The following is a 13,895-nucleotide window of genomic DNA, read 5'->3' on the forward strand; positions in this document are numbered from 1 at the left end:
CCGAGGCGGAGGGGCCGGGGCCCGCCCCTGGTGGGGCGGGCGACCGGGGGTTACTGGTCCGAGGAGAAGCGGACCGTGGCTGCGGGGAGGGTGGCGTCGCACCAGACGCGGACGCCGTCGCGGAGTTCGTTGTCGGGGCCCACCTGGGCCCCGTCGCCGATGACCGCGCCCGTGAGGACCGAGCGCGCGCCGATGCGGGCGCCCGCGCCTATCAGGGAGTCGGTGATCACCGCGCCCGGTTCGACGACCGCGCCCGCCAGGAGCGTGGAGCCCGTGATGCGGGCGCCCTCGCCGACCACCGCGCCTGCGCCGACGACCGTGCCGCCGGTCAGCTTGGCGTCCGGGGCGACGCGGGCCGACGGCAGAACCAGGCGGTCGCCGCAGCGGCCCGGGACGGCCGGGGAGGGGGCGCGGCCCAGGACCAGGTCGGCGGAGCCGCGGACGAAGGCCTGCGGGGTGCCGAGGTCCAGCCAGTACGTCGAGTCGACCATGCCCTGGAGGTGCGCTCCGGAGGACAGGAGCTCCGGGAAGGTCTCGCGCTCGACCGAGACCGGGCGGCCGGCGGGGATCGTGTCGATGACCGAGCGGCGGAACACGTACGCGCCCGCGTTGATCTGGTCGGTGACGATCTCCTCCGGGGTCTGGGGCTTCTCCAGGAAGGCGGTGACCCTGCCCGTCGCGTCCGTCGGGACCAGGCCGAAGGCCCGCGGGTCCTCGACCCGGGTGAGGTGGAGGGAGACGTCCGCGCCGGAGGAGGAGTGGGTGGCGACGAGGGCCCCGATGTCGAGGCCCGTGAGGATGTCCCCGTTGAAGATGAGGACCGGGTCGTCGGGGCCGGAACGCAGCCGGGAGGCGACGTTACGGATCGCGCCGCCGGTGCCGAGCGGCTCCTCCTCGGTGACGTACTCCAGGCTCAGGCCGAGCGCGGAACCGTCTCCGAAGTGCGGTTCGAAGACCTCGGCCAGGTAGGAGGTGGCGAGCACGATGTGCTCGACGCCGGCGGCGCGGGCGCGGGCCAGCTGGTGCGTCAGGAAGGGGACGCCCGCTGCCGGGACCATGGGCTTGGGCGTGTTGACCGTGAGCGGTCGCAGCCGTGTTCCCTTGCCACCGACCAGGAGGATCGCTTCTGTCACCTTGTCGTCTCTGCTTCCTGTTCGGGGCTGGTCAGCTCGCCCGTCTCGGTCGTCCGTGCGATATGACCGGTCAGTTTAGGCAGATGGTTGCCCCGATGACCCCATCAGCGCCTTCCCTGGTACTTCGCGGAGCTCGCACGAGCCGTTCCGAGCTTGCCGTACAGCCGCACTCCGGGGCATTCCGTGGCGAATCCGTCACGATGTCCCGCGATGGCGTTGAACCGGACCTTCGTGCCCTTCTTGTACAGGTTTCCGCCCCCTGAGACGAGATACGACGTTCCCTGCGGGTTCAGCCCGTACAGCCCGAGCTTCCAGGCCGTCAGACGGGCGACGGCGGTCACGGCGGCCGCCGGCGGAGTGGTCTTGCTGAAGGTGCCGAGGACGGCGATGCCCATGCTGTTGGTGTTGAAACCGAGGGTGTGCGCGCCGAGAACGGGCTTGGCAACGCCCCCCGCACGTCCTTCGTAGATGTTTCCGCACTTGTCGACGGCGAAGTTGTAGCCAAAGTCCCGCCATCCGCTGCTCAGGACGTGGTAGCGGTAGATACTGCGCAGGACGGAGGGCGCCTGGCCGCAGGTGTAGTTGTTGCCGGTCGCGCTGTGGTGGACGAAGGCCGCCTTGATGCTCTTCGTGTAGACGAAGCCCTTCTCCCGGATCTTCTCGTCGGCGCCCCAGCCCTTGCGCGTGATGATCTTGGGCCGGGGGCCGATGTACGGCTTCGCCGCGGCCGGCTGCGCCGCTTCGGGGGCGTCCGGCTGCGCCGCGTCCTGTGCGGCGGCGTCCTCGGCCGCCTGGGCGGCGGCGTCCTCGGCGTCCTCGGCGGACGCCGTCTGGACGTAAGGGAGGTGGGACCAGAGGCTCTCCATCGTCTGCGTCCGGGGCAGGAACGGGATCGTGATCTCCGTCGCCTCCTTCGACAGGGCGGGGATCCAGTGGGCGCCGAACGCGGCCAGCTGGGCGTTGACCGCGCTGGCCGCCGCCTCCGCCGCGTGCAGTCCGGTCAGGCCGGCGAGGCCCGCCACGGGGATCGGGGACGCGGCGGTCCGGGTCACGGGGGCGGGCGCGGGCACGGACCCCGGCGCGGGTGCCCCCGGGCCCTCGCCCGGGTCGACCAGTTCCAGGCGCAGACCCTCGGGAAGCGGTTCCTCCCCCCGTACGCGGATCTCCACGCCGTCCGAGTCGCCCACCCACAGCGGGGCGGTGGAGCCCTTGAGCGCCCGTCCGGAGCCTTCGGCGGTGTCCGGGTCGGCGCCGTGTTCCTCGTTGTGGGTCTCCACGTCCTGCCACTCCGACCAGACGTCGCCGCCGGTGGCCCGGGTGCGGACCTGCACGGTGCCGTGCAGTGCGGCGGCCGGGTCGTCCCAGACGACCCCGACGAGGGAGAAGGGCCTGACGTCACGTCGGGTGAGCCCCTGCGCGTCCGTCCCGTCCGCGCCGCCGCCCAGGGAGCGGTCGGCGTCACCGCCGAGTGCTTCCAGCGGCAGGGACTGGGTCGCGCCGGGGAGGTCGGGCTTGGGTGGCTGTGCGGAGAGTGCGGGTGGCAGTCCGAGCGCCGGGGGCACCTCGGCCGCCGCGGGCGCGGCGAGGGAGACCGGCAGGGCGAGGACCGCCGCGCAGGTGACGGCGATCGAGGAGGCGAGTGAGGCACGCATGGGCCGATCGTGCGTAGCCGGGAGCCGTTCCGCGCGCCGGGAACCGGCCCGGAAACTGACGTCGTGTCGGGCCGACCGGTGGACGGCGTCACCGGTACGGCGGACCCCGCGTGGCCCCCGCGCGTACGCTGTCCGGCGTGAACGCCAGCGACCGTACCCCTGCCGACCTGCTGCGATCCGCGCTCGCCGCGGACCCCGCCCGCCCCTTGGTCACCTTCTACGACGACGCCACCGGTGAGCGGGTGGAATTGTCCGTCGCCACCTTCGCCAATTGGGTGGCCAAGACGGCGAACCTGCTCCAGGGCGAACTGTCCGCGGAACCCGGCGACCGGCTCGCGCTGCTGCTGCCCGCGCACTGGCAGACCGCCGTCTGGCTGCTCGCCTGCTCCTCCGTCGGGGTGACCGTGGAGATCGGCGGCGACCCGGCGGACGCGGACCTCGTGGTGGCGGGTCCTGACACGCTCGACGCGGGTCTCGCCTGCTCCGGCGAGCGGATCGCTCTCTCGCTGGCCCTGCTGGGCCGCCGCTTCCCGGCCGCGCCCCCCGGATACGCGGACTACGCGGTCGAGGTACCGAGCCAGGGCGACCGTTTCGCCCCGTTCGCACCGGTCGATCCCGACGCCGCCGCGCTGGTCGTCGACGGTACGGAACGCAGCGGCGCGCAGCTCGTCGGGCAGGCCCGCGCGGACGCGGAGGCGCTCGGCCTCGCGCCCGGCGCCCGGCTGCTCTCCGGGCTCGGATACGGGGAGTGGAAGGGGCTCTCGGCCGGTCTGTACGCGCCCCTCGCGGCCGGCGGTTCCGTGGTCCTCTGCCGGAACCTGGACCAGCTGTCGCCGGAGTCCCTCGCCAAGCGCGTGGAGAGCGAGCGGGTGACCGTCACGGCCACCGCCTGATCCGGGACACCGACCGCCCCGAACGAGGAACCGCGACCACCGCCGACGGTCGGGCGCCCGCCGGCTCCGGCCACGACGCCCGTCACACCCCCGCCGGCATCGGCCCTCGACCCCCGTCGCACCCCCGCCGGCATCGGCCCCCGACCCAGCCGGGCGCCGCTCCGACCACGGACACCACCCCGTTCGGCGTAGCACCGCGCCGAGTCCCCGGGTCCCGGCACGCCGTCCGGTGGATGATCGGCCGGGGGGAGTCGATTCCTTCCGTACAACCATGTGTCGGGTTCGGCCGTCTCCTTCTTCGACCGGCGGCCGCCCGGCGTGCCGCCGACGCCATGAAGGACGGACTCAGACGTGACGGACCGCGTGGGCACGCCCGCCGAACCGGATCCGCCTCCGGCGGAGGGCACGGCGCCCGGCGCCCCGGAGGGGCATCGCCGGCGGCAGTGGCCGGGGTGGGCCGCGCCCGGCGCCCCGGAGGGGCCTCGCCGGCACCGCTGGCTGCGGTGGACGGCGCTCGGCGTCTCGTTCGTCGTCCTGGCCGCGGCCGGGGCCGGCTGGTGGTTCTACCGGAAACTCGACGGCAACATCACCACGGACACCCACGCCGCCGACGAGCTCCGGAAGTACGAGAAGGAGCGGCCGGCCGCGGTCGTCTCGGCCGCCCGGAACATCCTGCTCATCGGTTCGGACACCCGGTCCGGCGAGGGCAACCGCGAGTACGGCAGGGACAAGGGGACCCAGCGCTCCGACACGACGATCCTGTTGCACCTGTCCGCGGGGAAGTCGAGCGCGACCGCGGTCTCGCTCCCCCGCGACCTGATGGTGACGGTCCCGAGCTGCCGCAAGGCCGACGGGACCCGGACCCGCGAGCAGTTCGCGCAGTTCAACGGGGCCTTCGAGGTCGGTGGTACGGCGTGCACGATCCGTACCGTCGAGAAGCTGACGGGAATCCGGGTGGACCACCACATGGTGATCGACTTCCGGGGCTTCAAGACGATGGTCGACGCCGTCGACGGCGTGGAGGTCTGCCTGAAGGAGCCCGTGGACGACCCCGACGCGAAGCTGAAGCTGCCCGCGGGGCGCCAGACGCTCCACGGGGAGCAGGCGCTCGGCTTCGTACGCGCCCGGAAGTCGATCGGCGACGGCAGTGACACGGAACGCATGGACCGCCAGCAGCAGTTCCTCGGCGCCCTCGTCAACAAGGTGCAGAGCGACGGGGTGCTGCTGAACCCGACCAGGCTCTATCCGGTCCTGGACGCGGCCACCAAGGCGATCACGACCGACTCGGGGCTCGACTCGCTGCGGGACCTGTACGACCTGGCGCGGTCGATGCGATCGGTGCCGACCGAGAAGGTGCAGTTCCTCACGGTCCCGCGCCGCCCCTACGCATATGACGCGAACCGTGACGAACTGGTACAGCCGGCGGCGAGTCAACTCTTCAAGCAGCTACGGGAGGACAGGCCCGTGGCGGTGACCCCGGTCGAGAAGGACGACGACGGGCGGGGCGGCGGGACGGACGGAAAGCCCGACGACGCGGACACCCCGACACCCTCCACGACCCCGACCTTCACCGGCCGGAACGCGGCGGAAGGGGTGTGCGCCTAGGAGGCCGGTCCGGCGGGGGCCGGTGGAGGGGCGGTGAAAGGGGTCTCCCCGAGGGGCCCCTGGGGACGCTGAGTAAAGGCCACACCAAGGGGAGGGCCGAGAGCGATGAGGTTTGAGCAAATTGCCCGGTTGTAAGGGGCGTGGAATTTGTCACGCGCGTCGCCCCACGCTGAACTGGGCGGATAGTGTGACGCGATCCGGTGCACCCCGACCGTGTGGTCGCATCACCAAGGATCGAACGACCGAGAGAGCGGCGCCCTGTGGGGGAGGCGCCTCGCGTGGCACCGACGGAGGACTCGAGTAACCGTGGACGCGCACAGCCGTGGACGGGCGGACGAGATCGACCCCGCCGACCAGTGGGTGCTCAACCCGCAGACCGGCAACTACGAACTGCGACTGGACCACTCCGCTGGGCAGTCGCAGCCGCAGGCCCCGTCCAGGACCCGCAGAGCCACCGTTCCCGCGCCGGCGCCCGCCGACACCCCCGTCGAGGCACCCGTGCCCGGCCAGCGCCGCCGCCGGGTCACCGAGACGGGCGGCGGCCGGCAGCAGCCGCCCGCGAGCCGCCGCAAGCGCAAGCAGGGCGCGTCCCGCAAGAAGAAGGTCCTGCTGTGGACCGGCGGCACGATGGCGTTCGTCCTCGTGGGCGGCGCGACCGGGGCGTATCTGCTCTACAGCAAGCTCGACGGCAACATCGGCTCGGTCGACGTCGGCAACGCCGCCGTCAATGCGGAGACGATGGACGGGCCGCTCAACATCCTGATCATCGGCAACGACGTCCGCACCGGTGAGGGCAACGAGAGCTACGGGAATAAGACGAACGTCACCGGCCACGCCGACACGACGTTCCTCATCCACATCTCCGAGGACCGGACCAACGCGACGGCCCTGAGCATCCCCCGCGACCTCAAGATCAAGATCCCGGACTGCCCCACGAAGCAGCCCGACGGCTCGACGAAGATCATCCCCGGCTCGGTCGGCACGACCAAGTTCAACGAGTCGTTCGGTGTGAACGGCCGCGACCCCGGCTGCACCATGCGCACCATCACGGAGATGTCGGGCCTGGGGATCAACCACTTCATGATGGTCGACTTCAACGCCGTCAAAACGCTGTCGACCGCGGTCGGCGGCGTGAAGGTCTGCCTGTCCAAGCCCATCCGGGACAACAAGTACTCCAAGCTCAACCTCTCCGAGGGCGAGCACCGCATCCAGGGCGAGGACGCGCTCGCGTTCCTCCGCAACCGGCACGGCCTCGGCAACGAGAGCGACCTGGACCGCATCAAGATGCAGCAGCAGTTCCTCGCCTCGATGATGCGGCAGCTCAAGGAAGACACCCTGGACAGCCCGTCGCAGCTGCTCGACGTCGCGAACGCGGCCACCGAGGCGCTCACGGTCGACAAGGGGATAGACAGCGTCATGAAGCTGACGACCCTGGCCAAGGAGATCGGCAAGGTCGACCTGAAGAACATCAGCTTCGTGACCGTTCCCGTCGTCGACAACCCCGACGAGCCGCCCACCAAGCGGGCGACGGTCGTCCTCAACCAGGAGCTGGCCCCTCAGGTGTTCTCGATGATCGAGAACGACGTCTCCTTCACCGAGGTGAAGAAGAAGGAGAAGCAGGCCAAGGACGCCAAGGCGCAGGCCCAGGCGAAGCTCCTCCAGGGACCGCGCGCCGCGGCCGCCGACGTACGCGTCGACGTCTACAACGGCAGCGGCATCCAGGGCGCGGCCCAGTCGACCATCGTCTGGCTGCAGAACGAGCAGGGCGTGAGCCGGTCCACCAACAAGAGCAACGCCCCCGAGAAGGCGGCGAAGACCACGCTCACCTACGCACCGAACCAGGCCGATCAGGCCCGCAAGCTCGCGGACATGATGGGTCTGCCCGCCACGGCGCTCAAGCCGGGCACACAGGACGCCGGGGAACGCGAGCCCATGACGCTCGTTCTCGGCGCCGACTTCAAGGGCGCAGGGATTTCCATGGCCGCTCCGACGAAGGCGCCGGACGTGGGTCAGGTAGAAGCTGACAAGCAGGTGTGCGCCAAGTGACCCGGAAACACCGGGACTCGGCACGCTCCTGACTGACGAGGGGACCAGGGGTGGGACAGAACAGCGTGCGTGGGGAGGGAACGCGGGGACGCGTACCACGCGCCCGTGAACTGGGCTGGGACGACGATCTTCACGACGCCGGTGAGGCCACCGGCGCCGGGGGCGGCGCTCCCGGGGAGAAGGCGGCCGACGCACCCGCGTCGACCCGCGCCGAGCGCCGCCGCGGAAACGCCGGCGGCGGTACGGGTCCTGGCCGCGGTGGTACGGGGTCGGGCGGCGGTACGGGAGCGGGCGGCCGCGCCGCCGCGCGCCGGCGCGCCAAGAAGACCGGCAAGCGCAGAGCACTGCGCTGGGTGGCGATCGCCCTGTCGGTACTGATACTCGGCACGGCCGGCGCCGGATACCTGTACTACGAGCACCTGAACAACAACATCCGCGGCGGCTCGCGCGCGGGCGGCGACAGCGGCGTGAAGAAGGCCCCGCCGAACGCGCTCGGCGACACCCCGCTGAACATCCTCCTGATCGGCTCCGACAGCCGGGCGGACGCCAAGAACGTGGCGCTCGGCGGTGGCAAGAACCTCCGCGAGGCGAAGCCGCTCGCCGACGTCCAGATGCTGCTGCACGTCTCGGCCGACCGGCAGAACGCCTCCATCGTCACCATCCCGCGGGACACGATCGTGCCCATACCGGAGTGCAAGGGCGAGGACGGCTCCACCTACCGCGCGACGACCACGGAACCGATCAACGAGACGCTGGGACGCGGCGGTCCCGGTTGCACGCTGACCACCTGGGAGAGCATCACCGGGGTCTACATCGACCACTGGATGATGATCGACTTCGCGGGTGTGGTGGCGATGGCCGACGAGGTCGGCGGTGTCCCCGTCTGTGTGAAGACCGGCGTCCACGACAAGCCGACGGCGAGGGTGAAGGGCGGCTCGGGTCTCAAGCTGAAGGCGGGCACCACGGAGATCCAGGGCAAGCAGGCCCTCCAGTGGCTCCGCACCCGGCACGCCTTCGGCAACGACCAGGGCCGGGCCAAGGCCCAGCACATGTACCTCAACGGCATGGTCGAGAAGCTCCAGAAGCAGAACGCCTGGAGCGACACCAGTCAGCTGACGGGACTCGCCGAGACCGCCACCAAGGCGCTCCAGGTCTCCGACGAGCTGAAGTCGGTGAAGAAGCTCTTCGACCTGTCGATGCAGCTCAAGAACGTGAAGATGAACCGCCTCACGACGGCGACGGTCCCCACGGTCGAGTGGTCCCAGGACAGGAACAAGCTCGAGATGGTCAAGTCGTCCGCCGACAAGATGTGGGCGATGCTCCGCGACGACATCGCCTTCGACAAGAACGGCAAACCGGCCACGGCCAAGCCCAAGCCGAGTACGTCCGCGAAGCCGAAGGCCACTCCCGAGGCCCCCGGCTCCTTCGCCGTCACGGTCGCCAACGGCACCGCGGGCACCGGCGACGCGCCCGTCGAGGGACGTGCCAAGGCCGTCGCCGACACCCTGACGGGCAAGGGCTTCACGCAGGCGGATGCCTCCAAGGAGGCGCAGCCGCGCGCGGACTCGGTCGTCATGTACCCGAAGGCGGACGGCGACCAGGGCAGGGCGAACGCGGTGTCCGTGGCGAAGGCCCTCGGGCTGCCTGAGGCCAAGGTCCGGCCGGACGCCAAGGCGGAGGGCATCACGCTCGTCGTCGGCGCGGACTGGCGCGAGGGCGATGTCTACAAGGCTCCCGCGGTGGAGGCGGGCGATCTGCCCGAGGGCGCCGACGACAAGGCGACCTGCATGGACATCTACTCGGTCTACCAGTGGGACGGAAAGAGCTGACCCCCGCGCGCGCGTGAACGCCGACGGCCGGGCCCCGTGAGGGACCCGGCCGTCGCACGTGTCCGGGAAGCGGTCAGACCGTCTCGGTCTCGCCGGCCTTCACGGCCGGGCGGCGGCTCGCGATGACCTTCTTCGCGAGCGAGCGGGGGCTCGTGAGGAAGCCGTACCCCCACGACATGTGCATCGTCGCGAGCGCCACCGGGATCTGGAGGCGGGCCTTGAGCGGGAGGCCCCTGCCCGCCGGGACGGAACCGGCCGTGATCGCGGCGAGGTAGCCGGCCGGGATCACGAAGCCGAGCGGGGTCAGGACGGCGCCCACGACCAGGCCGGCGGCGATGGCGCAGACGGCGGTCGGCGGGGCCAGGTAGCGGAGGTTGATGGAGCCCTGGTGGTAGCGGGCCACCACATGGCGCCAGCGGCCGTAGTCCTTGTACTGCTTGGCGAGGGCCTTCACGGAGGGCCGCGGGCGGTACTGGACGCGCAGCTCGGGCGAGAACCAGATCAGGCCGCCGGCCTCGCGGATGCGGAAGTTCAGCTCCCAGTCCTGGGCGCGGATGAACTCCACGTTGTAGCCGTCCTGCCGCTCCAGCGCCTCGCGCCGGAAGACACCGAGATAGACCGTCTCGGCGGGGCCCGCCTCGCCGCCCGTGTGGAAGGCCGCGTTGCCGACGCCGATCTTCGAGGTCATCGCGGCGGCGACCGCGTCCTCCCAGGCGTTCTCGCCCTCGGCGTGCATGACACCGCCGACGTTCTGCGCGCCGGTCTCCTCCAGGAGCCGGACGGCGGTGGAGATGTAGTTCGGCGAGAGCATGCCGTGGCCGTCGACGCGCACCACGATCGGGTGACGTGAGGCCTTGATCGCCGCGTTGAGGGCGGCGGGCGTGCGGCCCGTGGGGTTCGGCACGGTCGTGACGCGGGGGTCCTCACGGACGAGTTCGGCGGCGATCTCGTCGGTACGGTCCGTGGACGGGCCGAGCGCGATCACCACCTCCATCTCGCCGTCGTACTCCTGCTCCAGGATGTGACGAACCGAGGTGCGCAGATGCCGCTCCTCGTTGAGGACCGGCATGATCACGGAGACGGGGGGCGTGGCGTTCATTGCCCGCCACGTTACCGCGAATGGGGGACAGCGGTGCGCGCCGCATGGGTGGTGCTCCCTTGCGCTGATCGTATGGGCCTACGGTGCTCACGGTTCCCTTTGTCACACCCGCGGAGGTGTCCGTCCGTGCCCGCACCGCCCCGCACGCCCCGTCCCCGGCCCGCCGCCCGCCGCGTGCCGGTCCGCCGGCCGCGGAGGCGCCCCCGGTGGGGCATGCGGATGGCGACGGCGCTCTCCGTGGCGGTCCTCGCGGCCGGCGGGATCGGGCACGCCGTGGTGACGGGTCTGGACACCGGGATCACCCGGGTCGACCCCTTCAAGGACATGAAGAACCGTCCGCAGGCCGGGCACGGGATGAACATCCTCGTCGTCGGCACCGACGGCCGGGACCGGATCACCCCGGAGGAGAAGGCGAAGTACCGGCTCGGCGGCGCGCCCTGCCACTGCACCGACACGGTGATGCTCGTGCACATCTCGGAGGACCGGGAACGGGCGAGCGTGGTGAGCCTGCCCCGTGACTCGTACGCCGAGATGCCCGAGCACACCGACCTCACCAGCGGGAAGAAGCACCAGGCGCACCCGGTGAAGCTGAACGCGGCGTACGCCGAGGGCGGTCCCGGGCTGACCGTGCGGACCGTCGAGTCGATGACCGGCGTCAAGATCGACCACTATCTGGAGGTCGACTTCACCAGCTTCATGCGGACCGTGGACGCGGTCGGGGGGGTGCAGATCTGTACGACCCGGCCCGTGAAGGACGCGTACACCGGGCTCGACCTGGCCGCGGGCACCCATGAGCTGGACGGTGGCCAGGCCCTCCAGTACGTGCGCTCCCGGCACATCGACGGGGCCGCCGACATCGGGCGGATGCAGCGGCAGCAGCGCTTCCTCGCGGCGCTGATCGACCGGACGACCAGCGGCGGGGTGCTGCTCAACCCGGTGCGGTTCCGTCAGGTGGCCACGACCATGCTGGGCTCCGTCCGGGCCGACGAGGACTTCGGTACGGACCAGCTGTTCGCCCTCGCCAAGGCGATGCGCGGCTTCACTCCGGCGTCGTCCGAGTTCGTGTCCGTACCGGTCGGGGACATGAGCTTCCCGGTGAAGGGGATCGGCTCGACGGTGAAGTGGGACGCGTCGAAGGCGCAGAAACTCTTCCAGGCGCTGCGGGAGGACCGGCCGCTGACCCCCGCGGAACCCGACTCCTCGGCTTCCGCGGAGAAGACGCCGAAGGCCGTCGTCGTGGACGTGGCGCCGCGCGAGGTGCGGGTGCAGGTCTACAACGGGACCGGGACGGACGGGCTCGGCCGGAAGGTCGACGACGCGCTGCGCGGGACCGGCTTCGACACGACGCGGACGCCCATGACCGCGCCGGGGAAGGACCGGGCGCGCACGGTCGTGGAGTACGACCCGCGCTGGGACCGCTCGGCGAAGACCCTCGCTGCGGCGCTGCCGGGGGCGGAGCTGAAGCCGGTGACGGGACGGGGCGGGACCCTGCGGGTGACGGTGGGGACGGATCACCGGGGCGTGCGGGCGGTGGCGGAGGAGGAGACGGGGCGGGAGGGGCCGTTCGAGGCGGTGACGGGGGACCGGGTGGTGTGCCCGTGACCGCCGTCACGGCGCGTCTCAGTCCTCGTAGCCCTCTGCCGCCCGGTGGTCTCTCAGGTCCTTGATGGCCTGGCGGCGGGCGAGGCGGTGGGTGCGGCGGATCTGGGCTTCCTGGTTCCGGCGCTTGTCCTGTTCCGTCTCCGGGATGACCTGCGGGACCTCGCGCGGCTTGCCCTCCGCGTCGACGGCGGCGAAGACGAGATAGGCGGAGCCGACCTGGGTGGCGGGCGTGGACTCGTTCCAGCGCTCGGCCATGACCCGGACGCCGACCTCCATGGAGGACCGGCCGGTCCAGTTGACCTGGGCCTTCACATGCACCAGGTCCCCGACCCGTACCGGCTCGAGGAAGGCCATCTCGTCCATGGAGGCGGTCACCGCGGGCCCGCCCGAGTGCCGGCCCGCGACGGCACCGGCGGCGTCGTCCACCAGCTTCATGATCACGCCGCCGTGCACCGTACCCAGGAGGTTGGTGTCGTGGCTGGTCATGATGTGGCTGAGGGTGGTGCGGGAGGCGGAGGTCGGCTTGCCCGGGATATCGCCCTGATCTGTCATGCCCTCCACCATATGCCGGGTCCCGCGGGGGTCGCCGTTCGGTCCGCTTTGCATCAGCTTGGCAACAGCACCGGTCCGATGTTCCACCCGGCCTGTCGCCCGTAAAGCCCTGACCGGCACACTGGTCCGCATGAATGACTGGCCCGATGACGGCGGACACGGCCGCGGCAGCTCGAACCCCCACCCGGAGGGTCCTCGCCGCATGAGCCATGTGCAGCGCCCGCAGGTTCCGCAGCAGCCGCCTCGGCACGACCAGGGCTACAACCCGAACTTCACGCAGGCCCAGGGCCAGGGGTACGACTCCGGTTACAGCTCGGGCCAGGTCTACGGCGGCCCGCAGGGCCAGGGCGGCGGGCGCGGCACCGTTCCGCCGCAGTACGCGCCGGGTCCCGGCACCGGCGGTCCCGGGCGGCCCGCCCCGGACTGGCGCAAGCGGATCAAGGTCGGCTCGATCGTCCTCGTCGTCGGCGTCCTCGCCTGGGGCATCGGCACCTACGCCTGGGCCAGCTCGCAGATGCGCAACGAGGTCGACCTCGCCAAGGTCATCGAGCGGCCGGCCGAGGGCGACTGCACGACGTACCTGATCGTCGGCTCCGACAGCCGCGAGGGTATGACCGCCGAGGAGAAGAAGAAGCTGCACACCGGCTCCGCCGAGGGCAAGCGGACCGACTCGATGATGATCCTCGCGGCCTGCTCCAGCGGGAACACGATGGTCTCGCTGCCCCGTGACTCCTGGGTGACGATCCCGAACTTCGTCGGTTCCGAGTCCGGCAAGTCCTTCCCGGCCCGCGGCGGCTCCAAGCTGAACGCGGCGTACGCGATGGACGGCCCCGAGCTGCTCGTGCGGACCGTCGAGTTCAACACCGGCCTCCGCATCGACCACTACGCGGAGATCGGCTTCGCCGGCTTCGCGAACATCGTGGACGCGCTCGGCGGTGTCGAGCTGAACATCGAGAAGGGCTTCAAGGACAAGAAGTCCGGCGCCGACTTCCAGGCGGGCACGCAGACCCTCGACGGCGAGCAGGCCCTGGCCTTCGTCCGGACCCGGTACGCCTTCGCCCAGTCGGACCTCCAGCGGACGAAGAACCAGCAGAAGTTCCTGTCCGCGCTCGCCAACGAGGCGGCGACTCCGGGCACGATCCTCAACCCGTTCGCGCTGTACCCGACGCTGGGCGCCGGTCTGGACACGCTGATCGTGGACAAGGACATGTCGCTGTACGACCTCGGGAAGATGTTCTTCGCCATGAAGGGCATCAGCGGCGGCGACGGCACGTCCATGAACATCCCGATCTCCGGCAAGGCGCCGCAGAACTCGCTCAAGTGGGACATGCCGAAGGTCAAGCAGCTGGTGCAGCAGATCCAGAACGACGAGAAGGTCACGGTCGTTCCGAACCCGTGACCCCCGGACCGGAGGGGGGCGCAGCGCACGGCCGCCTGCACCCCCTCCGGCCAGGGCACGACTATGCTCGGGCAGGCATTCCGCC

At 71.1% G+C, this 13,895-nt stretch carries 10 protein-coding genes; 6 read left to right on the forward strand and 4 right to left on the reverse strand.

The window, feature by feature from the left end; translation table 11 throughout:
• Positions 1-50: 50 nt before the first annotated feature.
• Both ACFVYX_RS16850 and ACFVYX_RS16855 read right to left on the reverse strand, forming a co-directional pair.
• Positions 51-1,133 carry a sugar phosphate nucleotidyltransferase gene (locus ACFVYX_RS16850; RefSeq protein ID WP_389682121.1) on the reverse strand — a complete coding sequence of 361 codons (1,083 nt, stop codon included), beginning with the start codon at positions 1,131-1,133 and terminating at the stop codon, positions 51-53.
• 104 nt (positions 1,134-1,237) lie between these two features.
• On the reverse strand, positions 1,238-2,785 hold the full coding sequence (locus ACFVYX_RS16855) for a peptidoglycan recognition protein (RefSeq protein ID WP_389682122.1): 1,548 nt from the start codon (positions 2,783-2,785) through the stop codon (positions 1,238-1,240).
• Between the two features lie 137 nt (positions 2,786-2,922).
• Here ACFVYX_RS16855 and ACFVYX_RS16860 point away from each other — a divergent pair, with 137 nt between their 5' ends.
• The 4 genes from ACFVYX_RS16860 (at position 2,923) to ACFVYX_RS16875 (ending at position 9,158) form a co-directional block, all read left to right on the forward strand.
• Positions 2,923-3,678 (forward strand): TIGR03089 family protein, encoded by a 756-nt coding sequence (locus tag ACFVYX_RS16860; protein WP_389682123.1) that lies wholly within the window; start codon positions 2,923-2,925, stop codon positions 3,676-3,678.
• 351 nt (positions 3,679-4,029) lie between these two features.
• A complete protein-coding gene (locus ACFVYX_RS16865; protein WP_389682124.1) occupies positions 4,030-5,283 on the forward strand; it encodes an LCP family protein in 1,254 nt (417 codons plus the stop codon).
• A 306-nt stretch (positions 5,284-5,589) separates the two neighbouring features.
• On the forward strand, positions 5,590-7,329 hold the full coding sequence (locus ACFVYX_RS16870; protein ID WP_389682125.1) for an LCP family protein: 1,740 nt from the start codon (positions 5,590-5,592) through the stop codon (positions 7,327-7,329).
• A 50-nt stretch (positions 7,330-7,379) separates the two neighbouring features.
• On the forward strand, positions 7,380-9,158 hold the full coding sequence (locus ACFVYX_RS16875; RefSeq protein WP_389682126.1) for an LCP family protein: 1,779 nt from the start codon (positions 7,380-7,382) through the stop codon (positions 9,156-9,158).
• Positions 9,159-9,231: 73 nt separating this feature from the next.
• On the opposite strand, the gene ACFVYX_RS16880 is transcribed toward ACFVYX_RS16875, so the two are convergent.
• Complete coding sequence (locus tag ACFVYX_RS16880; RefSeq protein WP_389682127.1) at positions 9,232-10,257, reverse strand: glycosyltransferase family 2 protein; 1,026 nt, start codon at positions 10,255-10,257, stop codon at positions 9,232-9,234.
• A 213-nt stretch (positions 10,258-10,470) separates the two neighbouring features.
• On the opposite strand from ACFVYX_RS16880, the gene ACFVYX_RS16885 reads away from it, so the two are divergent.
• The gene (locus ACFVYX_RS16885; protein WP_389682346.1) at positions 10,471-11,859 is read left to right on the forward strand and encodes an LCP family protein; all 1,389 of its coding nucleotides are present in this window, start codon (positions 10,471-10,473) and stop codon (positions 11,857-11,859) included.
• 18 nt (positions 11,860-11,877) lie between these two features.
• Here the strand turns inward: ACFVYX_RS16885 and ACFVYX_RS16890 are convergent, their stop codons facing one another.
• Entirely contained in the window at positions 11,878-12,411 is a 534-nt protein-coding gene (locus tag ACFVYX_RS16890; RefSeq protein ID WP_389682128.1) for an acyl-CoA thioesterase, read from the reverse strand.
• A gap of 130 nt (positions 12,412-12,541) precedes the next feature.
• Here ACFVYX_RS16890 and ACFVYX_RS16895 point away from each other — a divergent pair, with 130 nt between their 5' ends.
• A complete protein-coding gene (locus ACFVYX_RS16895; RefSeq protein WP_389682129.1) occupies positions 12,542-13,810 on the forward strand; it encodes an LCP family protein in 1,269 nt (422 codons plus the stop codon).
• Positions 13,811-13,895: the final 85 nt, after the last annotated feature.

Source organism: Streptomyces sp. NPDC058326 (assembly GCF_042879855.1).
GTDB lineage: Bacteria > Actinomycetota > Actinomycetes > Streptomycetales > Streptomycetaceae > Streptomyces.